The organism is Rhizobium sp. ERR 1071 (assembly GCF_007828675.1).
In the GTDB taxonomy this organism is placed as follows: Bacteria; Pseudomonadota; Alphaproteobacteria; order Rhizobiales; family Rhizobiaceae; genus Rhizobium; species Rhizobium dioscoreae.
This window is the reverse complement of sequence record NZ_VITM01000004.1, coordinates 644,001-666,001: the sequence shown is the minus strand read 5'-3', so window position 1 is coordinate 666,001 and position 22,001 is coordinate 644,001. Positions and strand designations below refer to the sequence as shown.

General features: G+C 56.6%; 17 protein-coding genes. 5 read left to right on the top strand and 12 right to left on the bottom strand.

All coding sequences use genetic code 11. From position 1 onward, the window contains the following. Positions 1-267: 267 nt before the first annotated feature. Both FBZ99_RS17745 and FBZ99_RS17740 read right to left on the bottom strand, forming a co-directional pair. Positions 268-936: an ABC transporter ATP-binding protein gene (locus FBZ99_RS17745; protein ID WP_246661130.1), complete on the bottom strand. Its 669-nt coding sequence runs from the start codon at positions 934-936 to the stop codon at positions 268-270. Between the two features lie 62 nt (positions 937-998). Next, on the bottom strand, positions 999-2,066 hold the full coding sequence (locus tag FBZ99_RS17740) for a capsule biosynthesis protein (RefSeq protein WP_233788767.1): 1,068 nt from the start codon (positions 2,064-2,066) through the stop codon (positions 999-1,001). Positions 2,067-2,924: 858 nt separating this feature from the next. Between FBZ99_RS17740 and FBZ99_RS17730 the strand changes: the two genes are divergently transcribed. The 4 genes from FBZ99_RS17730 (at position 2,925) to FBZ99_RS17715 (ending at position 8,634) form a co-directional block, all read left to right on the top strand. Further along, entirely contained in the window at positions 2,925-4,967 is a 2,043-nt protein-coding gene (locus FBZ99_RS17730; protein ID WP_246661129.1) for a capsular polysaccharide biosynthesis protein, read from the top strand. After that, a complete protein-coding gene (locus FBZ99_RS17725) occupies positions 4,964-6,331 on the top strand; it encodes a glycosyltransferase family 4 protein (RefSeq protein WP_246661128.1) in 1,368 nt (455 codons plus the stop codon). The genes FBZ99_RS17730 and FBZ99_RS17725 overlap by 4 nt, the downstream gene beginning before the upstream one ends. 9 nt (positions 6,332-6,340) lie before the next feature. After that, positions 6,341-7,453: an FkbM family methyltransferase gene (locus FBZ99_RS17720; protein WP_233788764.1), complete on the top strand. Its 1,113-nt coding sequence runs from the start codon at positions 6,341-6,343 to the stop codon at positions 7,451-7,453. Between the two features lie 62 nt (positions 7,454-7,515). Continuing rightward, positions 7,516-8,634, top strand: a complete 1,119-nt coding sequence (locus tag FBZ99_RS17715; RefSeq protein WP_113351145.1) for a hypothetical protein — start codon at positions 7,516-7,518, stop codon at positions 8,632-8,634. 28 nt (positions 8,635-8,662) lie between these two features. On the opposite strand, the gene FBZ99_RS17710 is transcribed toward FBZ99_RS17715, so the two are convergent. After that, positions 8,663-9,472, bottom strand: a complete 810-nt coding sequence (locus tag FBZ99_RS17710; RefSeq protein ID WP_113351144.1) for an ABC transporter permease — start codon at positions 9,470-9,472, stop codon at positions 8,663-8,665. A 164-nt stretch (positions 9,473-9,636) separates the two neighbouring features. Here FBZ99_RS17710 and FBZ99_RS17705 point away from each other — a divergent pair, with 164 nt between their 5' ends. Then, positions 9,637-10,848 carry a capsule biosynthesis protein gene (locus tag FBZ99_RS17705; RefSeq protein WP_186450318.1) on the top strand — a complete coding sequence of 404 codons (1,212 nt, stop codon included), beginning with the start codon at positions 9,637-9,639 and terminating at the stop codon, positions 10,846-10,848. 8 nt (positions 10,849-10,856) lie between these two features. Here FBZ99_RS17705 and FBZ99_RS17700 read toward each other — a convergent pair whose 3' ends face one another. The 9 genes from FBZ99_RS17700 to FBZ99_RS17660 form a co-directional block, all read right to left on the bottom strand. Next, positions 10,857-11,702 carry a tetratricopeptide repeat protein gene (locus FBZ99_RS17700; protein WP_113351142.1) on the bottom strand — a complete coding sequence of 282 codons (846 nt, stop codon included), beginning with the start codon at positions 11,700-11,702 and terminating at the stop codon, positions 10,857-10,859. Next, complete coding sequence (locus tag FBZ99_RS17695; RefSeq protein ID WP_113351141.1) at positions 11,699-12,676, bottom strand: hypothetical protein; 978 nt, start codon at positions 12,674-12,676, stop codon at positions 11,699-11,701. The genes FBZ99_RS17700 and FBZ99_RS17695 overlap by 4 nt, the downstream gene beginning before the upstream one ends. Beyond that, entirely contained in the window at positions 12,654-14,972 is a 2,319-nt protein-coding gene (locus tag FBZ99_RS17690; RefSeq protein ID WP_113351140.1) for a glycosyltransferase family 4 protein, read from the bottom strand. Before FBZ99_RS17690 ends, FBZ99_RS17695 begins: the two co-directional genes overlap by 23 nt. 157 nt (positions 14,973-15,129) lie before the next feature. Continuing rightward, positions 15,130-16,320 (bottom strand): Hint domain-containing protein, encoded by a 1,191-nt coding sequence (locus FBZ99_RS17685; RefSeq protein ID WP_113351139.1) that lies wholly within the window; start codon positions 16,318-16,320, stop codon positions 15,130-15,132. A gap of 52 nt (positions 16,321-16,372) precedes the next feature. Next, positions 16,373-17,065: an outer membrane protein gene (locus tag FBZ99_RS17680; RefSeq protein WP_113351199.1), complete on the bottom strand. Its 693-nt coding sequence runs from the start codon at positions 17,063-17,065 to the stop codon at positions 16,373-16,375. A gap of 943 nt (positions 17,066-18,008) precedes the next feature. Then, positions 18,009-18,575 carry a DUF982 domain-containing protein gene (locus FBZ99_RS33465; RefSeq protein ID WP_233788763.1) on the bottom strand — a complete coding sequence of 189 codons (567 nt, stop codon included), beginning with the start codon at positions 18,573-18,575 and terminating at the stop codon, positions 18,009-18,011. 501 nt (positions 18,576-19,076) lie between these two features. Further along, positions 19,077-19,322 carry a helix-turn-helix domain-containing protein gene (locus tag FBZ99_RS17670; protein ID WP_113332692.1) on the bottom strand — a complete coding sequence of 82 codons (246 nt, stop codon included), beginning with the start codon at positions 19,320-19,322 and terminating at the stop codon, positions 19,077-19,079. 306 nt (positions 19,323-19,628) lie between these two features. Further along, on the bottom strand, positions 19,629-20,162 hold the full coding sequence (locus tag FBZ99_RS17665; protein WP_113351138.1) for an NUDIX hydrolase: 534 nt from the start codon (positions 20,160-20,162) through the stop codon (positions 19,629-19,631). A 294-nt stretch (positions 20,163-20,456) separates the two neighbouring features. After that, positions 20,457-21,785 carry a dicarboxylate/amino acid:cation symporter gene (locus FBZ99_RS17660; protein ID WP_113351137.1) on the bottom strand — a complete coding sequence of 443 codons (1,329 nt, stop codon included), beginning with the start codon at positions 21,783-21,785 and terminating at the stop codon, positions 20,457-20,459. Between the last annotated feature and the right edge of the window lie 216 nt (positions 21,786-22,001).

Genomic DNA, 22,001 nt, shown 5'->3' with positions numbered 1-22,001 from the left:
ACAAGGTCGGCCGGTAAAATGGAGTAGCCAAGCGGACACGCTGGCTTGCAGCTAAAACAATCTGCCCGCTACATTCATTTCAATTATTCTAATACATGATGAGGTTTAGCTGGGAGCCTGCGTCAGCGCCCGGAATGCCGCTATCTATATACGACCAGGCCCCGGCAAGCGCTTAAACGCGGTGCATTCCGCCGCTCGATATTGTGTCAATTTGCAAACATGGCGTGCACTACTGTTGCCGATCCACACAACCAACCATCGGCCGGCTTACAAAGTGGAGTAAATGCGAAATGCCGCTTCGATGTCGTCGAAAACGCGGCCGCGGCCATTCTTCAACACGAGCGCCGACTTGCACAGCTCGCCGATCACATTGAGATTATGTCCCACAATGATCATCGAGCGATCCTTGCGTTTAACGAAAAGCTCCTCAAAACAGCGGAGTTGGAAGCGTTTATCGCCAACCGCCAATACCTCGTCGATGAGATAGCAATCGAAATCGATGGCAAGCGACATGCCGAAGGCGAGCCGCGCTCGCATGCCTGAGGAATAGGTCCTGAGAGGCATGCGCAGATAGCGGCCAAGCTCACTGAAATCCTCTACCACATCGCGAATTTCATCGAACGGCTTGTCATAGATGCGCGACAGGAAGCGCATGCAGTCGTAGCCAGTCATCGAACCGCCGAAGCCACCGCTCAAGGCAATGGGCCACGACATCGACATGTTGCGCACGACCTTGCCCGACGTCGGCTCCTCTATCCCAGCGATCATGCGTACGAGCGTTGACTTGCCGGCCCCATTGTGTCCGAGGACGGCAATCTTTTCACCGCGGCCAATCTTGAATGTCACGCCATCGACCACGCGGCGCATCCGGCCATGCACCTCATATTCCTTGACGAGGTCGAACACGCCGACAATGCCATCTTCGTGCCAGGGCATTTCGCTCTTCGGCGCCGGCGTCCCCGGGGACGTGATCTGCGTGAGACTGGAAGGGAGACCGGTCATTGCTGAGCCGCGTGCTCGTGTACCTGGATCATGAAGAATCGCACGATCCAGAAGGTCGCAAAACAAACCGCAAGCAGCATCAGAAACGAACCGAGGCGCTTCGGGTAGAGCGCATGATCGGGCAAATTCGGATCGGCGATTCGCTCCAGATACAATTGTTGCCGCTGCGCATCGATCCTGGCATTTTCCAGGGAAACGGTCGCCGATGTTAGCATCTTCGCTGCCATTTCCCTCTCCAGCAGCAGCTGCTCATATTGCGCGATGCGAGGTGCCATCGAGCCGTCACTCCCGACGATACGTGCCCGTTCATCGCTGATCTGCCGTTCCATCGCCGCCACGCGCGCGCTCAGCGCCTCCCCTTGCGGACTTTGCGGCGCCTGTTCTTGCAGCGCAGAAAGACGCGCCTTGCTGTCGGCCAGATCATCCGAAAGACGGGCAATCATGTCCAAGGCGGCAGACGATTGCTTGCTTGGGTCGACAAGCGCTTCGCGATTGCGGAATTCCGTCAGGCTTTTTTGCATGTTGGACAGTCTTGTCTGGCTGTCGTTCACCTCGATCTGCGCGTAACGGATGGCATCTTCGCGCGCCCGATCATTAAGACGGTTGATGAGTTCTTCCGCGTGCTGAACCAGGGCATTGGCCAGGCGATAGGCGTCTTCGGCACGAAATGCGCGTGCATCCAGTGTCGTCACGCCGCTGCCGCTGTCGGTGTGTACATTGATGAAACGAAGATAATGCCGATACAACTCCTCATTATTGGCTTCCGCCCAAGGCAGCGGGTAGCGGCTGAGGAGATCTCCCTCGGGGCGAGAGAGGATTTCCATTAGACCGTCCCTCTTTACCAAGGCGTCGACAGCGGCGCGCGACTTGATGAACTCGGTGACGATGTAGCTGTCATCCTGCGCGCGAACGAATCCGGTGCTCTGCAGGAACCCGCTAAGCAGGCCAGCGGCGTTCCTGTTCGGGCTGCGCACGACGAACTGAGTTTCGGAAACATACTGATCGGAGCAGATGAAACCGTAATAAATCGCCCCGAGCAAGCCGGGAACGACGACGATCAGCAATAACAGCAATTGTGATCGAGCCCATTGCGCGACAGAACGCGGCCAGGAAACCGGTTGACCTATGACGGCGCCGGATGAGCGTGCATTCACCAGCCTAACGAAATCAGTGAATTCCTTGTTATTCTCGATACGGCTCATTTGGGACCATCAAATCTCTCTTGGAATGGTGAGGACCACTCCGCCGCTGCCCTTCCGGAGCTCCGATTGAGCAACCGCAGTCAGCCGGTTTCCATCGTTTTGGCTCATCATCCCAACCAACGGGCACGACGATGTCGATGGCAATTTATTTAGCAAGAGATTCCCATATATCCTTTGAAAGTCAAATATATTTCCGCGTTTTCGAAATTTTTACATACGGAAACAAGAATAATTTGGCTTCTGTCGCAATTAATACTTTGGCGACGCGATCCGTATGGCGAGGCCGAATTGTGGCGGCAATAACTGCCATTCGATCAGCCGTTTTACCCTCATTGCTGGTTCAAGGAATTCGGAATGGGAAAGTTCGGAGGCATCTTGCAGCATATCGGCAGTAACCTTGCCTGGGATGGCCGTCCAGACCTGTTCATCGGCCGGTTTTGCCGAAGCCTCTTGAAATTTCTCCTGGGTAGGCGGCGCAACCTCCCATTTTCGATACCGGAAGATGTCCTCCAGTTACCGTTGCGTTTCATGTCCCCCAAAGCGGTTCCGCTCATGCAACCAGCCGTGAGCAGACATCGCAGGCTGTTTCGTTCAGGCGCGAGCCGTCGCTTTTAGCGAACATCTTTTGGGGGGACTTATATGCACATAGATTCGACGATCTTTCCCCAGGAGGCGCGGTCCTCGACAAAGGCAGACGAGCAGCCGTCCTGGTTGCCCCCCATGAACGCTCGACTGCTCGCTTTCCTTCCGACACGTCAACGGTTTCCTCTCATCGGCCCCGCCTTCTCCGCCTCGCTCAAGCCGATCGAATTGACGATGGGTGCCGCCGATGGTGTCGTCAGTTGGGGAGACGGACCGCTTGCCCGCCTGGCGCGCCTCTATGCGCAGGTGCAAGGTCTGCCCTTCTGGACGGTGGCAGGCGGCTTCCTGCAATCGACCGGTCAGGACGCCACATCGCCGGTCTCCATCGTCGCCGACGATCTCGGTATTCATTCTTCTGCCCGCCAGCCCTCCCGATTGGAGGCGCTGCTTCAAAATGCGCCATCCGACACGGATATTCAGCGCGCCCGCGACCTGCGGCGATGGATCATTCGCGAACGGTTATCCCAAGACAATCAGCTGCGGGACGAGAGCATTTCGCTTCGCCGGAGCCGTCGCAGACGGATCCTGCTTGTAGACGAGGTGATGGGAAATCACGCTGTGGAAAGCGCCGGTGCCGATGCCGCGACTTTCGCAAGAATGTGGACGGCGGCTCTTGCCGTGGAAAATGCCGATATCATCGTCAAATGCCATCCCGACGTCATCGCAGGCCAGGCTCGGGGTTTTCTTCAACCCCTCGCCCGAACGGCAGGCGTGCAGCTTGTGGACCGCCCTGTCTCGACGCATTCCCTGCTGGATATGGTGGATGAGGTCTGGACCGTATCAAGCCAACTCGGGCTGGAAGCGCTTCTGCGGGAAATACCTGTCGTTACCTTCGGCATGCCCGCCTATGCCGGCTGGGGACTGACTGCGGACCGCGCCGTAGGCACGGTCGCAACGACGGCGCGCTCGCGTCGTGCACGCCATGTCAGCATAGACGAGTTTGCTGCTGCTGCTTTCTTTCAATATTCCCGTTATGTCGATCCCGTCTCGCGCAGCCCGATCACGGCAGAGCAAGCAGTCGAACGGCTGCTGGAATGGCGCACGCGCGCCCGATCGCTCTCCGGCCGTTACCTTTGCGTCAATTTTTCGCTTCACAAACGCGCGGTCATGCGCAGCTATCTAAGCAGCCCCCGGTCGCAGGTGCAATTCGCCACCAATCCGAGCGCCTCGGAGATTCAGAGTGCGGACACCATCGTCCTTTGGGGGAACGCCACTCCTCCCGATGAATCCATTTTGTGGAAGCAGGGCAAGAGATTGCCGATCATTCGGGTTGAAGATGGCTTCATTCGCTCCTCCGGCCTCGGCAGCTCGCTGGTGCCCCCATCTTCGCTCTGCTTCGACGACCAAGGCATCTATTTCGATGCCTCAGCTCCAAGCCGGCTGGAGACGATCCTGAACGGGGCGAATTTCGACGATGCGCTTCTTGCGCGCGCAAAGCGCTTGCGGCAGGCCATCGTCTCGATGGGCATCACCAAATACAATCTGCCGCCGCAGCCGGCGCCGGATTATCGTGCTCTGGCCGAAGGCCGCGATATCGTTCTGGTGGCCGGGCAGGTGCCGAACGATGCTTCGCTGCGGTTCGGCATGGCAAGTCATCCATCCGATATCGAACTGCTCAAAGCCGTCCGGCGCGCAAGACCTGCGGCATTCATCATCTACAAGCAACACCCCGATCTTCTGGCGAAGGCAGCTGGCCGACATCCGTCTCCATGGCCACCGGCGGAGGCGGAAGCTGCCGATCTCGTCATCGGCAATGTCGATCTGGACAATCTCCTCGGCGTTGTCGACGAGATTCATGTCGCAACATCGCAGATCGGGTTCGAAGCCCTGCTGCGAGAAAAGCCGGTATGGTGTCACGGTCTCCCCTTCTATGCCGGCTGGGGCCTCACACGGGATTCGGTCGTTTCGTTGCGGCGAAAGCGCGCTTTAACGCTCGACGCCCTCGTCGCCGGCACACTCATCCTCTATCCGCGATATTGGTCGAACATCACCAATCTCCCGTGCGAGGCGGAAGACGTGGTCGCCGAACTCTATCGTTCCCGCCAGGGCATCGCTCCCAATCCGTCGCGGCGGCGCTGGCTGGCACAGGTCATCCACATGCTCGAGGCGAGAAAAAAATGATGAAGCCGGTCGTTATGGACATCTCGCGATTGATGGAACGGTCGCATTGCCCGACGCCCACCGGCATCGATCGCTATGAGCTTCATTATGCGAATTGGCTGAACGAGCGCCGCAAACGGACTGCCTTGACCGATCTCGGTGCGTTTCCGCCACCGTCGTGGTTTGTCGAAACCGGTCATAACAGCGCCGTCACCGTTCCGTCCGAGCGGGCAGACAAGTTGGTCTCCATGCTCAATAGCCGCTGGGCAGCAACGGAGATATCGCCCGCACAGTCCGCCCTTCTCGAACGGATTTTCGCCGCCATCGATGGCAAGATCAGGTGGCAGTCGGCGTCGGAAGTAAAAGCAGGCGAGGCTCATACGCAAAAGCTGCGCAAGATTGCGCATGCCGTCGCCAATCATTTCGCTCATGGCCTGGCGTTGCCGGACAGGGCTTCTTTTGTCCACGTATCACACAGCCGGCTGGAGCGGACATCGGCTTTCTCCTGGCTTCGAGAAGCCGGCAGAAACGGCGTCTTCTACGTCCATGATCTCATTCCGCTATCGCATCCGGAATTCGTTAGACCCGAGGAGCCGGAGCGGCATCGCCGCAGGATGGAGACGGTGCTGAAACATGCGTCGCTGGTGCTTTGCAACTCCCAGGTAACGGCACGCGCTTTGCGCACCTTTGCCCAGGAAAGCAATCGAAAGTTACCCTCTATCGCCGTCCTGCCTCCCGGTGTCGAACAATGCTTCCTGTCGCCGTCATCGGACATGCCGCGCCCACAGCAGCCATATTTCGTGACGCTCGGAACGATCGAACCGCGCAAGAATCACATGTTGTTGCTGCATCTGTGGCAATATCTGGCTGAGCGTGACGGGCCGAAGGCGCCACGGCTGGTCATCGTCGGCAAGAGGGGATGGGAAAACAGCCACATCCTGGCAATGCTGGAGCGATGCCCTGCCCTGCCCGGCCTCGTCATCGAAGTGCCGGGGCTGGAGGATGCCGCCTTGGCGCGGCTGGTGGCGGGCGCGGCCGCCCTTCTCGCGCCTTCCTTCACGGAGGGATATGGCATGCCTGTCGCCGAGGCTATCGCGCTCGGCACACCGGTCATCGCCTCCAACATCAGCGCCCATCGCGAAGCTGCCGCCGGACAGCCCGCCATCTTTCTGGACCCCCTAGACGGGCTGAGCTGGAGAGCCGCGCTGGATATGATTGCAGCCTCTCCGCAACGCCGAATGAAGCCCGGGTCATCAAGCGGGTGGGATACGCATTTCGATGATCTGGAGGCGTTGATTGAGGCCGATTTTTCGCCACGACGCCATGCTGCTCAACGCGCTTCGCGGCGTATCGAGAGATTCCCTACCTCGGCGATTTTGCAGTGAGAGGCGGCGGTGCTGGCGAAAGACAGCAAAGAGATAAAGACGGTTGATCCAATATCTGGGAGCAGCGAAGTGACAAGCTTTTACGACATTGAGAACTGCTACAAATTCATCCTCGGTCGCGGAATGAACGAGGACGAACGTAACGTTATCGGACAGAATCTATTGCAGCTGACCGACATTTCTCTTGAAGAGCATCGTCGGCGTTTTCTCAGCTCTCACGAATTCCATCATCGCCATAGCGAACTGCTTTTCAACAATTTCGTGCCGAAATCGCTTATCGTTCTGTTCGAGACCAAGTACAACTTCAAACTGTATCTTGACCTACGCCAATATCATATATCCTTCGGCATAATGAGCGGCGAATACGAAAAATTCGATATTGATCTGGTCAAGGCCATTTTGCCAGAGACCGGTCAGTTTGTCGATGTCGGCGGCAATGTTGGATACTACTCGCTCTCCGTCGCAGCGCAACCGTCCTTCAAGGGAACGGTCCTTGCCTTCGAACCGCTTCCGAAACTGTGGGATCTATTCAACCGTTCAATCCTGGAAAACGGCTTTGAAGATCGCGTTAGCGTTCGCCAGCTTGCGCTAGCTGATGTGGCAGGGGAACTACAGCTCAATGATGCCGAGGATACTGTCAACGCCGGAGCGACGCGGCTGGTGACGAATTCGGCCGGCGCCATGGTCGGCCGTGTGACTAAAGTCGAGACTCTCGATCATATCATCGGTAGTTTGCGTCCCGATGTCATGAAAATCGATATCGAGGGTGCTGAAGGGCTGTTTCTCACGGGAGCGCTGAAAACGCTCGCATCGCACAAGCCGTCGCTCTTGATGGAAATAAACCGGGACATGCTCGCCGTTCTGTCGAAAACTACGCCCGGAGAAATCCATCAACAACTCACGCAATGTGGTTATCGCATTTGGAATAGCGCCCAAAACAAACTGACCCACATGACGTCAGCCGAGGAACTAGACGTGAATTATCAGGTCGGGACGGTGGGCAATATTCTTGCCGTTCATGAAGAGCGCGCCGACAACGTCAGCGAAAACCTTCAGAGGCTTGGACTGACGCTGGGCTTAATGAAGGAAAAGAAACGGCGTCAACGGGAGCCGGCTCTCTAGTTCACACCAGCGCCTCGCTGTGCGGCTCCGTCGCCGGTGGGCATGATATACGGAGTTCGTGATTGAGCAAGCGCATAAATGACATAGCGGAGATCGCCTACTACGGCTCTTGCCCGAGCGAAGAGTTCGTCCGTTACGCGTTTGCGGGCCGCAAGATTTCGTTTTTCTGCTACGGTATCAACATTGCCAGCTTCATGAACGAGCGGAAAGCCAGCATCAGAGCCATAGAAGCATGGCCCGAGCCGATCAAGAAGAAGCTGAATTTCGAAGCATGCAAAGGCTTCCGGGAGCGGCTGAAGCGAGCCTGTCCGAAAATCCTTGTAGTCGATTTCTGCCGCATCACGCGCGCTCCGCTCATGCGCTATAGGGACACCCTGCTGACGGTACCTTACGAACTTCTGGAGGCGGGACCAGACCTGCAGCGGGAAGCCTTCAGTATCTTCAAGATTATCCCTTTTGGCTGCCGCGAATTTTGGGTTTCCGTAATCGAAGGAATGCAAGAATTCTGCATTTTCCTGAACCAGGAACTTCCCAATACGAAGCTGATTTTACTGGATGTTCCGCCCACTGCCGATTATCGTGGCACACTTCTTGATAGCAACACTTATATGATCGACTTCTGTCGCTGGCAGATGCGCTATCCGATGTCGCGCATGCTTGTCGACTTCTGCCTGGATCAAATTGAAAACAGCCGTGTACTGACGCCTCCTATTAATCTCTATTCCGATGACACCGCTCTTTATGGACCTGCACCGATGCACTATTCGGTCGAGGTATGGAAAGAGATGGCAGAGCGCTTTCACGACGCCGGCGGCTTTGAAGGCCTGCCGCGGTCCAGGGACCTTATTTCGATCCTCACCAATTATTCTGGCCTTATGGACGCTTTCACGCGGACAACCGTGTCGAACCCAAACCTTCATAGGTTCAGCCTCGATATTCTGCATGGAGCATTACCCTATCTTTTCGCAAAAATTAGCAGTCCGGCCCACAGTCATTTCGGCGATCCGATCGATTCCCACGATGTCGTTGCCGCGTTTCGCTGGATTCTTGGGCGGGAACCGGAATCAGCGGAAACTTTTTTTAATCACTATGCTTTGCACAACCGCAGGGAGTTGCGTGAAACGTTGCTGCGTTCCTTGGAATTCCAGACCCAGGTGCCCTATTATGCTCCCCAGCAGTAGCATCATGAATTGCGGCGCAATCGCTGCATCATTCGTACTTGATGTGTCTACGCGCCACGTTGATCAGAAACAGGCCGAAGGCGGTAGTGAACAGGCAGCATTTCAGAAGAAATCCGACATCATAAAACGCCTGTACTGTATCGCCGAAGACACCAGCTCGAAAAAGCTCGAAGCAATGAACGAGAGGGACATAGAGCGCCAGCTTCTGGGCGCCGCTGGGAAGCCAGGCCACCATGAAGAACATGCCGGAGATCGGCAGCGTCAAATATTGGAACGGCGGAATGAATTTCTCGACGAATTCGAAACGCTCCGAAGCAGCCGCAAAGACAAGGCCGATGCCGAAGGAAAACCAGGCCATGAACAGCCAGCCTGTCAAAAGCAGAGCAAGATCCTGGAACGGCGGAATGATGTTTGCCAAACGCGCAACCGTGTAGACGACGATGAGCGCAGCAGTCGTGCCGGCAGTCTCAAGAAGCGTCCGGGCGATTATGGCGTCAGCCAGGCGGATTTGGCGATGGTACATCAAGGGCAGATTTTGACGCAGACAAGAAACTGCGTGACCGGTTATGTGGCGCCAGAGCGTCAGCGGCATGTAGCCGCTCAAAACGAAAGCCGCGACGGTCAATCCGTGCGCCTCATGATTGAGCAGCGTCCACATGATCATGACACCCGTGGTCAGGATCATCGGTTCCAGCGCAAGCCACAGGAAGCCGATGTTTTCCCGCCCGTAGCGTATGAGCATTTCGCGCATGATCAGCGCACCAAGGACGCGCCCCTGAATCTTCAACCCGTCAATGAACTGCGACCCTCCGCGCGCGTTTGCCGATACCTGATGCATCCGAAGCCCTCCTGGTCGCTACCCCGTCTCCATCGGACGGTCGGTCAACGATACCGGCGAAGGGCAACCGCTCAATCTTCATTGCGCCGGGCTCGGACAATTAGCGTCCGTGACGTCCGCTCGCGGATCTGCAACGACAGCCGATCATCAGAAAGGGCATGGTCATGGCTCTGATTAACCCCGAGACCCAAAACAAGAAAGTCGATGCAGATCAGCGCCGGCAGCCTTTCCACCGCGTGATTGCAACTTCGATTGCCGGACCTGCAAGAGCCCGAAAGCGTCGCAAGCGTTACGGCCGTCTAAGCGTTTATCTGCTAGCGGTTGTTGCCCCTACCCTGGCGGTCAGCGCCTATTACGCATTCATCGCCGCTCCAATCTATGTGTCCGAATCCTCTTTCGTCGTCCGCATGGCCGCGCCGCCATCCTCCAATGTCTTCGGTTCTCTGCTGCAGAACAGCGGGATAACGCGCTCGCAGGACGATACTTTTTCCGTGCAGGAATATATCCGCTCCCGCCAGGCGCTGAAGGAACTTGCCGAAAAGCTTCCCGTACGTGCTATTTTTGGCAGTCCGCAGGCGGACTGGCTGACGCGTTTTCCCCGCTTCTGGGAAAACAACAGCGAGGAACAGCTCTTTAATTACTATTCGAGCCGGGTGTCTGTCATTCACAACGACACCACAGGCATCACCGTCCTACGGACGACAGCCTTTCACGCGCAGGATGCCGCGGATATGAACGCCTCATTGCTGGCACTTGGCGGCGATCTTCTTGACAGGCTCAACAATCGCGCCCGTGGCGATGCGGTTCGCTTTGCCGATGGCGAGGTGCAGCAGGCGCAGCAGCGGGTCATTGATGCCCAAAGAAACATAACAAACTTCAGAAACAAGGAGCTGATGGTCGATCCGAATGCCAGCTCCATGTCGATGATCGATCTCATCAGCAATCTGACGTCCGCTCTCGCCAATACGCGGGCACGCCTTGCAGAGACGCGCAAGACTGCGCCGGATAGTAACTCCATTCCCTTTCTGACGAGCCAGGTCGCGGCACTGGAGCAGCAGATCGAGAATGAGCGAGCAAAAATGGTCGGATCCGACAAATCCGTCGCGCCCAGAATTGCAGATTACGAAAGTCTCGTCCTGATGAGGGAGTTTTCCAACAAGGCGCTCGTTGCCGCGCTCGATGCGCTCGAAGCAGCCCGAGCCGATGCCCGCCGCCAACAGCTCTATCTTGAGGTCGTTGTTCCACCGCAGATGCCTGACGAGGCAGAGATGCCTTATGCGCTGAAGAACGTTACGGTCGTTTTTCTGTCCCTGAGTCTTTGCTATCTGCTGGGCTGGCTCATGGTCACCGCCATCAGGGATCACGAAAGCGGCTGATGCCGATATCAATCGGCATGCCAGAAGCAGGTATAAATCTCCGCCATGCAGGCGCGGATTTCTCGGCTCGCGACCGAATCCGGCGTGACATGGCCATAGAGGCCAAACTCCGCATCGCGTGCGCGGATGTAATACCGCAATGCCGCTTCGATATCCCGCATGGCCTTGTACAGGTGTGCAGTCTGGATTTCGACGTCGATCACTGACGCTGCATCGAGATTTTGCGCATATTCGCGATAGACATCGTAGAGCTTCAGCGCCTCATCGAAATCGCCGGCTTCCTTCGTCGCATTGGCGTAGACGGCAATCAGGTCGATTTCGCCATCCGTCTCGACCAGATCGCGCAATTGCGCCCGCGCCTGACGCCAACACCGCGACTGAAGCAGTTCCATCGCATTCTGGCGTTTGCGTTCTATGTCTATGCGCGAAAGCCTGAGACGTGCCGACTCCAGATGAGCGGCGACATCAGCATTATCGGGGGCGAGCACATGGGCTTGCTCGTACCATGGAAGCGCGGATTCCCAGTCATCCATCCGATTGTAGAGGTGGCCGAGCTGCAGGTGAATGTCGACGTCGTCTGGCTCTCCCGTGAGGAAGCGCTGATATGCGTCGAGCGCCGCATCGAAATCGCCATTCTCCTTGTGAGCATGACCCAGCTGCACATACAGTGATATTCGCGCGGGATTTTGCTCCAGCGCCTGTTGATAATAGAAGGCGGCCGCCGCCCAATCGCGCCGGTCGCGCGCGGCATCCGCCTCGGCGAGAGCATTGACCGGTGTATCGACTCTGGTTGCCGCTTTTTCTGCTTGGCCGACCCGCAGGAGCGTGGATGCAAATCTCAGCTCTCGTCTCATGATACCCGCCGCATGGAAATGTTGCGGGGACGCAGCCAGCGGTCTTCTGGAGAGCGCTCGTGAATGCGAACGCGCAATTCGATGAAGCGATGCTCCCGCTTGATGGCCACACACACGGCTCCGGTGAACGAACCAACCAGCGTCATGACCTGTATAAAATCGAGACCCGAATTGGCGACGATCTCGATATCGAGTTTGGCCGTTTGCGGCTGGATAATGTCGAGATCCAGCAACCATTCGCCTTCTGCCATGCTGCGCTTGGGACCTGTCAACAGCCAGCCGGAATGCACGGCCCACGTGCCGTCATTGATCTGCAGCGGCTGGCACAGGAGATCCGGAGCAATCATCCAGCCGACGTTTTCGACCTCACGCACGAGGACGAGCATTGCCTGACCATCCGGATTGACCAACAATCCAGACGGGGAGATGTTCGCGTTGGATGAATCGAGTACATCCCGCGCACCATCATCGTCCTCCGGCAACAGCGTATCCCAATAGGCGGTTTGACCATCCCGGCGCGCGATGGCGACAATCCGCTTAACGACGGCGTTTCGCGTAAGGACACCGCGCCTGAGATCGAACTCCATCCCCAACCGCTCAGCTGATGTCGGATCGCGGCCGCAAATCCGCGAAAAGGCATAGCGCAGGAAAGCGGCATCATCGTCTCTTGCGAAGCGAACGAAATTCTCCAGCATGGCGAACTGGTCTGGTTCCCGACGCAATGCATGCAGGCCGGACAAGCTGTTCAATGATTGCGGGATAGGACGGCGAGCCTTCAGCGCGTCAACTATACGCAGCCGATTGGTGCCGCCGCGGATGGCGTTCGCAAGCGAAAGGCGATCATCTGCTGGTAGATCGATCTCTGTCAGGTCCAATGCTTTTGCCCAGGCATCGACAAAGGATTCCGCGGGTAGGGAGAACACGTCTTTCGGCAGAACGCTCAAAGGCTGTCTATGCAACTCGGCGATGGTCAATATTGCCCCCCAACATCTTCTCGATGGCTGTGACATGCCGCGCAGCGATGCGCGGATAGGAATACCAATGGGCTGACTGCCTGCGGTCTCGATCCAGCATCGAGAGCAGCGCAGGATTTTGAGCAAGGCTGAGCAGAGCCTCGGCGATGCATTCTATCTCGGTGCTCTTCACGACATGGCTGAATGGCCATAAATCGCGCAGAACCGGCGAGCGAGAGCAAAGCAGCGGCCGGTCAACGCTCATTGCGATACGCGCTGCCCCGGTCGCCGTTTCAGTCGAATGGCCGTAAAGGAACGAAAGCAGATCGCAGGTCATCAGTTCACGGCGCAGTTCTCCTTCAGGAATGAAGTCGAAGCGCGCGGAAACCTTGTCGGATAGTCCAAGATAGGCGATCAGATTTTCGATCATGGCCCGTGCCGCGCGCGATTCGTCGTTGGGTACGGTACAGTTGAACAGCTTGAGGCGAAGTCTCGGCTCATAGTTCAATGCCTCCGCAAAAGCCAAGACCAGACGATCAATATTCTTATGAGGCATCAGGAACCCGAAGGAACCAATAGTGAAATGTGACGGGTCGGGTGCTGGTGCATCTTCTGGCACCAAGAGAACGCCGTGCGGCATGACGATCGGGTTCGGGTGGCCAGCCGCAGAAACAGCTGCGGCATCCTCTGCCGAATGCAGGAAGACGATGTCGAACGCGCGGGTCCAACCGAGTGTTCCGCCGCGTAGCGCCTCTTTCACGCTGTGCATGGTCAGCACGCGTAGTCGATGACTTGTGGCCGCGATCGGCTGAGCCAGCAATTCCATATCCGGTGTTGAGAAATGCCCCGGATGATGCTGCATCCACAAGACATCGCCGCGTGCCTGCTCCAGCCTTCCTGCCAGACGTTTGAGCGAAGCAAGATCATAGCCCCACAACCGCGACAAACTGCGCGGCGCAGCCTCGGTACTGTCAACGGGCACTTCGGGCAATGCATCGTCCATGATACGCCGGGCGAAAATATGATCGATCCTGTCTTCGAATGCGGGCGTATTATAGAGATGCTGCGAATAAGTGGCGATGCCGCATTGCTGTTGCCAGGAGGAGATAAGATCGATGGTCCATTCGCGCCGTGGCTGAGCCGCTGCCCGAGCGGATTTCGTAAGAGCGCTCAAGGTGCGGATAGCGACCGATCTCCAGCTGAAATGCGCTTTCAGCAATGATTTCGCCCTCTCCGTCCTGCTGCAAGCCTCATCGGGCCGATCGAGCACGGCGCGCATCTGCATTCCCAGATGTTCTACGGAGGGTTCCGCCCACAGACTATGAGAGCCTGCCACATGAGCCTGCGACGCCGACATATGGCAGTCGATGAGCCACGCCGTATCGGGACGGCAGAAATCGAGCTGACCGCTGTAATTCGTGGTAACGACCGGAACATCGAGTAGCATGGCCTCCGCCAACGGCAAGCCGAAGCCCTCACCTCTGCTTGGTGCCACCAACATTGCGGCCGAACGATACAGCGCGTGAAGCTGGCTTGGACTATAGTGTTGCTCGATGATGGTGATGAGGGGGGCCTCGGCGAGCCTGTCACGCCGGTCGGCCAGAACAGATGCCAAGATATTGTTCGGATTCGGAAAAGTCTTGATGACCAGCTCCACCGGGTCATCCGCGCGGAAACTGTTCAGGAATGCGTCGACCAGAACATCGACGCCCTTGCGCGGAAAGCAGGAAGATACATGCAGAATGCGCCGGCGACCGCCGTCGGGCAGCGGAGGTGGCACATCGTCCGCAATGGCCGAAAGATGATCACAGCCATTTCCTGTAACTTCCACCGGTATCGTGACGCCGGAACGCTCGAAACTTTCATGGACGAAGTTTGAAATGACAGTCACAAGGTCGAGATCGCGGTTGAAACGGTCGACCAGATATTGCGGAAATTCGAGCTCTTCCCAAGCAAAAGCCACATAGGCATTCTGCCGGCCGACCATGTTATGGGTCACCGGCGGCCAGGTATTGCGAAGATGGATGTCGAATGTCTCTTTGAACGGATAATCATCGCGCATCCGGCGGATGATATCCGGTGCTGCCGCCAGATTGATATCGCTCTGCCAATCATCTTCGGCGGTATGACAAGTGAGATTGATGCCCAAATCAATAAGGGCCTGCGCAAGCTGACGATTGACGATCGCCAGGCTGTAATCGCCTTTGAACACCCCGTCGAAGAAAACTGTCTTGCCGGCGAACTTTTCGATCAGTGATCGCTCATCGATGCGACCTGCATCGAGTGAATAAGGCGAGGCAGCATCGTCATGGCGCATTCAGTACTCCCAGGCGCTGAAAACAAGAACGAACGATATTTGGGGGCAAAAATTCTGCGGTGACATGAAAGGTGGGATCGGACCGACACCTCGAACATTCCGCACCAATTGCCTGCGGGCGACCTTAACCGCCCGCAATTCGTTTCGCATTCGTGTATCAGGATGCCTGCGCGTCCTGAATGATGTACCCCAGTTCCTCGGCTCGCCGTTCGAGGATTGCGCGGACTTGCTCCAGCACCTTACCGGCATAGACCGGAGGATAGCACCAGTCATTCCAGCTACGCGTCGCCGCTCCCGACATCGCGCCGAACCGCAGGACACCTGGCTCAAGGAAGGACAGACGGCCACCGAGATCGAGATAGGTTTCCGTCGGAGCGCCTTCGGCAAGAATAATCGAGTGTTGCTCCAGTTCGATATGGAAATACTCGAAAGGTGCCAGCGTCGCCTCTTGGGTAACGGTGGTGCCGTTGACGAGGAACTTGGCGGGGATCAGGGACTCCTCCAGGAACATGCAATGATCTGGAGAAACATAGAGATCCCGTGACGGGATGTTTTCGGCAAATGCCCCAATCCGGATACGGATCGGAAGGGTATCGCGCGGCTTGTCGATAGCCTTCGGATCGAGCCGGCGGCGACCGACCCATTTGATTTCCGCGACGCCCTTGTGGGTGACCACGAGATCGCCGACCCGCAAATCCTCCACCGGAATATCTCCTTCCGGCGTCCGGATGAGCGTACCGCGCAAGAAGCAGCTCGTGAAGGTCAGCGTGTCGGTGTTGGCATCGTAGCTGTAGGTGACACCGGCCGGTATCGTATAGGAACCGAGTGGTACGGCGTTCAACAGACCGCCGAAGAACGTAATGGTATTCCCAGACTGGGAGACAACGTTCGAACCGACAACCTCGATCTTATCTCCGGCTTGAACGTTTACGACGTTCGGCGGCGTAGAGAGGTTCAAGTTGATGCCGCCCGGATTGTACGCGAACAGCCCGCTACCATTTGCATTGGCAAAATCCACGGTAACACCATTCAAAAGCCCGACGGTAAGAAGACCCGCATCCACCGTGATACTCGAATTGGCACCGATCGCATATGTATAGGTTGAACCAGCCCCGATATTTGCAAGGCTGGCATTGATCGTAACATTGGCGCCGTTGATCGCTTCTATAGTTGTGCTCGAAAGCGCACCAGTACCGACAAGATTGCTGATATTGACGTCCACGCCATCGACAATCACGGTACCATTGGACACCAGATTGAGCTGGATCGTATCTCCTGCTGAGCCAGCATTGCTGCTGTCGATCGTAGTAGTGCCATTGTTGATTAGGTTGATGCCAATCAAAGCCATGTTATTATCCTCTCCATTAGATTAACACGTTGTTTTCAAGGCAAAGTTATCGTCAGAACTTGTAGTTCAGACCCACCCGGACGGCATGGAAATCGAGGCTCGCTTTGGAGTTGAGCGCATCCCCGCCCACGTTGCTGCTGCCAAAATCGACATACTGATATTCGAGTTTTGCCGTCACATGGTCGGTGAAAGCGTGTTCGACACCGGCACCGATGGTCCAGCCGGCCTTGGTCTTGTCGTCGTCAAAGCTTACGCCAGCCAAGGCACCCTTGTAGTCGACATGCCCATAGGCGAGACCGCCGGTGCCGTAGAACAAGGTATTGTCATAGGCGTAACCGATGCGGGGGCGAACAGTGCCGTACCAGTCGATCTTGGAAGATGCACTTGCGGTGCCGTTTCGGAAGGAATCGCTGATGTCAGCACCCTGAAAATCGGCTTCAAGGCCGACTACCCAGTTGGGGTCGAACTGGTAGTTGTAGCCGATCTGGCCACCTCCGAGGAAACCGGATCCTTCAAGCTTGCCAAATCTGCCAAGGTAACTTCCGAAGGAATGGAATCCGACATCGTCGTTACCACCGAAACCGCCGCCGGCATTCACACCGACATAGAAACCGGTCCACGAAAATACCGGCGCCGCCTCGACGGGAGCTTGAGGCGGTGTGGAAGTGGCGAGATCTGCTGCATAGACGGTACTTCCCGCAACCGTCGCCAACAAGAAAACCGTAGTCCCCAAAAACTTGCGCATTCGAAAATTCTCCTCGAAGGAATTCACGAGATTCAACATGTAACTTGCGAAAGTTCACGTTGGGGCCATAATATAGACGTGATTATAGCTGTAAATACGTAGTCAATAATAAATATTTTCGAGATACAATCTTTATTTGTATAGTTTTGTCGCAATATGTATTGAGAGCATATTGATTCTATACTTTGACGCACCGCAAAATGCCGGAATCGCGGCGGCAAAAACATTACAACCAGAATGAGATGGATGGCTTCGCGTCTGCCGGGGACGCGGAATGTATGAAACGAAGCGCGGAAATTTCGCTTCGTTCGTAAAGGCCGCCGGCCGCGGCGGCTTCCAAGTGACGCAATCGGGTGTGATGTGTCGCTTTCGATATAGACAGGCAGGACGCCGTTCTGCGAGTTTTTATCGCTACCGCAGATATTCATCTGCTGCGCTGGGAGGCCTGACGGGGCGGACCCCTAGAAGGAACGTCAGGCCTCCCAACTGCGCCCAACTCCTCTCCCTATGAACGGACATATGATGAAGAGCATGCTGGCAAATCACGGCCTGCATAGATTTGGTGTGTCAATCTCCGCAACGGCGCCCAGGAAGACAGGCAGAGCGATCATGTTGCCGCTGGAGCATTCCGAAACATGCGGCCTGATGGCATTAGGCATTGGCTTACTGTGAAATCGACTTTCCGACGCCGGGCGCAATCAGACCTCCCGCGCCGCTTTCCGTATGGACGATGTAGCGGCGACAAGCCACATCTTTGGAACTATCGCAACCGCCAATTTGCGATGGTCGGGAGGCCTGGTTGCCTTGCTTCAAGCAGCGGTCGGGCCTCCTCGCTTGCCATAAGCGCAACTCGCCAGGCAGTTGCTTTTATCCCGGCATGCGCCAAGACGCCTGCTTGTTCGCATGGCTGCCAATTCAAACAAACCGACAGGCTTTAATCGCCTCAGGGAATTACACGCATGCGGGCGGCGCCAGCCGCCTTGAGGAAGGCAGAGCGAACCTGTTCGGGTGAAACCCTGCCTTTGACGCCGTCGACGCAAGCCTGCAGTGCTTCTTCAAACGCATCGCCGTAGCGTATCGGCCATTTCGTCATCAGATATTCGATGGCCTGTGCGATCGAATTGATGGAGTGAATCTCATCCCCATCCTGCGCTGCAATTCCGAGCGGCGCGAATGCCAGCCCTGCGGGTTCATCCGAGGCGTCGAATGAGGTTGATTGATCTTGATCGGCGGCGTTTTCGGATTTTGCATGCCGGCGCCTCGTCACCAGTGTGGCCAGCAAGGTCATATCCCGAGCAATCCTATCCAGGGCTGCGAGCTTGTCTTCTTCGGCCGGCGTTCGGTCCTGCCCCCCCTCTCCCGCCTGCGGCTCCGGCGGCGAGGCCAGGCGGCTATCTACATTCGTTCGAGGAGTGAAAACATCATCAGGGACCGAATTAACAAGCTGTGCGCCGTTATCGAGGTCGGCGCCAAAACTCTTATCATTCCGCCCCATGCCGATCTGTCCCAATAAACGCCGTCAAACCCATCCCACTGCATAGCAGCGATATGTTGTATCGGCAAAAGTACTACTAATAAAACGCAATTGACCCGTATAGATTAAAACTTTGAAACGAATTTGACCAGTATCGCGACAACAGAAAGCGAAAATACTCATAAAACCAGGCGATATTGGCTTATTTTCAATGTATAAATATGGAAATTTTCGCTTAAAAGGCCAACGAACGGTCCTGTGATCGAAGCTGCATCTCTTCGATGCAGCAGCCGCACCTACATCTATAGCTGCATAGGCAACTTCAAATGTCGCCTAATCCACCTGCGATTGCCATTCCGGCAGCTTTCGGTGCCGGAAGCATTGCAAGCCCGTCACAAGACGTTGCTCATACAGTTGCAGACGCATGTGCCTGCGAAAGCGAGATGATGCGCTCTTCGATTGCGATGATCGGCATGGAAAGCCAATGCGAAACGCGAGCCGCTGAATTGAAGAGGCGCACCGAAGTGCGCCGCTTGTTCAGACGATGAAGAAAGTCGATGGCGGAACCTGCAATGCGGTCGCAATGCGGCGAAGTTTCGCCGGATCGGCCTCGGCACCAGCCTCGATTTCCGTGATCTCCCCACTGGTCAGACCACAGGTCTCCGAGAGGTCGTCAATCGTGTAACCGATGGCTTCACGCGCCTGCCGCACAGCAGCAGCAATCTCACCATCAGGAACCGTAGAAACCTTTGAACTATCGATATTATTCGGAGTAATGGACATGAAATTTCTCCTTCCAAAGTCCGCCGGCCAATTCGTTGCCGGGTGAAGGCAGCTATTGCAGCCATGAGGCATATCGACCTAAACAGACACGGCCGAACGCTGCGTCAATATAGGCATCAATGCGGCGAGGGCAAGCACGGAAGCGCATAGCTGCCAATCGCCTGGCTCTCGGCTAATGTCGCGATTTAATATTCTGTGATAGCGACAACACGTCACGGTTACAGAGGAATGAACGGCACTGCACGCCGTCCTGCGACGTCAGCCGCCGCCCGCCCGGCTGTGAACGTCACCCTGTAACAACGAAGATCATTTCTTGCCTTTTGTCTTGCGCACCTTCCGCCCGGCCGCAAGCAGGAGCCCCTTGAGTTCCGGTTCACGCACACGATTGGCTGCCTCGATGAAGGAAACCCACTCGACGCGGCGTTGGCCTCGCTCCGGAAAGTCCTGGAGCGTTTGGTCAACCTCCAGCAGATGCAGTTGGACAATGCAGGGAACGCGGCTGCCGTCGGCAAGCTGCTTCAGATAGGTAAAATAGCCAAAGGGCTTTTTCTTCACCTTCCCGCGCACGCCGGCTTCTTCATAAGCTTCAATGGCGGCAACCTCATGCGGCTTCTTGCCCTTGATCGGCCAACCCTTGGGAACGACCCATCGGCCGCTCTCCCGGCTTGTGACGACGAGCATCTCGGCATCGTCGCCTTCGGGCACCTTCCTGTAGCAAATGGCGGCATATTGCTCATGGACCTGGCCGTGCAGCAACTCGTCGGCATGACCGGCAAGCTCGGACAGAAAGCTCTCCGACCGTCGCAAGGCTTTTTGCTGCGCTGAAAGTGAGAAAGCCATGCGCGCTACTCGCGACACGGTCGATCGACGCACACGCCCCTCGAAACTGGCCGGCTCGCGCTCACAAAAATCGTCTGTGACACGCTGCTCTCCTGCTCGCTTGGGTTTCGTCGAAATTCACAACTGTCCGTATGATGCTGTGAGCCGCTGCAGTGACAGTTTTATGAAGGCGGCTGTTGATGATGCGGAAGGATCAGCCATCTGAGAGTGCTACACGAAACTGTGATCGAACGGCACCGAACGAAAAAACGGCCCCCGAAGGGGCCGTTTCATCCTTGGGAGGACATGCGAAGTTTATTCGGCTGCCTGCAGGGCAGGCACCTCGATTTCTTCGCTCAATTGCCCCGCCATGGCGGCGGCAAACTTGGTTTGGTCGAGTTCGTTTTCCCAGCGGGCAACAACGACCGTGGCTACCGCATTGCCGACGAAATTGGTCAAGGCGCGGCACTCCGACATGAATCGGTCGATGCCGAGGATCAGCGCCATGCCGGCGATCGGAACCGAAGGCACGACGGCAAGGGTGGCGGCAAGCGTGATGAAGCCCGCACCGGTGATGCCGGCGGCACCCTTGGAGCTCAGCATTGCCACCAGCAGCAGCAGGACCTGATCCCCCAGCGACAACGGCGTATCAGTTGCCTGGGCGATGAACAATGCTGCCAGCGTCATATAAATATTGGTGCCGTCGAGATTGAAGGAATAGCCCGTCGGGATGACGAGGCCGACGACGGAGCGCTTGCAGCCTGCACGCTCCATCTTGTTCATCAGGCCCGGCAATGCGGCTTCAGACGACGAGGTGCCGAGCACCAGCAGCAGCTCTTCCTTGATGTAGCGGATCAGCGCCAGGATCGAGAAGCCGTTATAGCGGGCGACGGCCCCGAGCACGACGAGAACGAACAGCAGCGAGGTGGCGTAAAAGGTGCCGATCAGGAAGGCCAGATTGGCGATCGTGCCGATACCATACTTGCCGATAGTGAAGGCCATGGCGCCGAAGGCACCGATGGGAGCGAACTTCATCAGCAGGGCAACCATGCGGAAGATCGGCGTGGTCAGTGCCTGGAGGAAATCCGTCACCGGGCGTCCGCGTTCGCCGGCAGCGCCAAGCGCAATACCGAAAACGACCGAGAAGAACAGCACCTGGAGAATATCGCCCTTGGCGAAAGCGCCAACGATCGTATCCGGAATGATGTTCATCAGGAAGCCGACGACCGACGCGTCATGGGCCTGCGCCGCATAGTTGTTGACGGCCTTGGTATCCAGCGTCGCCGGATTGATGTGCATGCCTGCGCCCGGCTGCACGACGTTAGCAACGATAAGACCGACGATCAGCGCCAGGGTCGAGAAGGTCAGGAAGTAAATGAACGACTTGCCGACGACGCGACCGAATTTCTTCAGGTCCGACATGCCGGCGATGCCGGTCGTGACCGTTAGAAAGATGACGGGCGCGATGACCATGCGCACCAGCTTGATGAAGGCATCACCGAGCGGCTGCAACGATGTGCCGAGCTGCGGATAATAGTGACCGAGCAGAATGCCGGCGGCGATGGCGGTCAGAACCTGCACATAGAGGTGCCGGTAAAAAGGAACCTTGGCGCGCGCTTCCGCGGCAGCGATGGGAGCAATCATGATGTCCTCCGTTAAGCCCAACCGATCTCTCGGCCCTCCGGGCGACGACTAGAATTCAACAGCCTCCGACTGTTCCGTCGTTCTCTGCAATGACTGTGCCAGATGCATGCCTTGATTTTAACATATTGCTTTTGTTGAAATTTTAATTTCCGACACTGATCCAAGATCATCGATCTGTGCGACTATCCGCACAGATCGAATTGCGGTGCGCGCGAA

Bases quoted from the DNA above. Each gene is read 5' to 3' on its own strand.
- FBZ99_RS17745 (WP_246661130.1), bottom strand. From the start codon at position 936: ATGCCCTGGCACGAAGATGGCATTGTCGGCGTGTTCGACCTCGTCAAG.
- FBZ99_RS17730 (WP_246661129.1), top strand. From the start codon at position 2,925: ATGAACGCTCGACTGCTCGCTTTCCTTCCGACACGTCAACGGTTTCCT.
- FBZ99_RS17725 (WP_246661128.1), top strand. From the start codon at position 4,964: ATGATGAAGCCGGTCGTTATGGACATCTCGCGATTGATGGAACGGTCG.
- FBZ99_RS17710 (WP_113351144.1), bottom strand. From the start codon at position 9,472: ATGCATCAGGTATCGGCAAACGCGCGCGGAGGGTCGCAGTTCATTGAC.
- FBZ99_RS17705 (WP_186450318.1), top strand. From the start codon at position 9,637: ATGGCTCTGATTAACCCCGAGACCCAAAACAAGAAAGTCGATGCAGAT.
- FBZ99_RS17700 (WP_113351142.1), bottom strand. From the start codon at position 11,702: ATGAGACGAGAGCTGAGATTTGCATCCACGCTCCTGCGGGTCGGCCAA.
- FBZ99_RS17690 (WP_113351140.1), bottom strand. From the start codon at position 14,972: ATGCGCCATGACGATGCTGCCTCGCCTTATTCACTCGATGCAGGTCGC.
- FBZ99_RS17685 (WP_113351139.1), bottom strand. From the start codon at position 16,320: ATGGCTTTGATTGGCATCAACCTAATCAACAATGGCACTACTACGATC.
- FBZ99_RS17680 (WP_113351199.1), bottom strand. From the start codon at position 17,065: ATGCGCAAGTTTTTGGGGACTACGGTTTTCTTGTTGGCGACGGTTGCG.
- FBZ99_RS17670 (WP_113332692.1), bottom strand. From the start codon at position 19,322: ATGTCCATTACTCCGAATAATATCGATAGTTCAAAGGTTTCTACGGTT.
- FBZ99_RS17665 (WP_113351138.1), bottom strand. From the start codon at position 20,162: ATGGCTTTCTCACTTTCAGCGCAGCAAAAAGCCTTGCGACGGTCGGAG.
- FBZ99_RS17660 (WP_113351137.1), bottom strand. From the start codon at position 21,785: ATGATTGCTCCCATCGCTGCCGCGGAAGCGCGCGCCAAGGTTCCTTTT.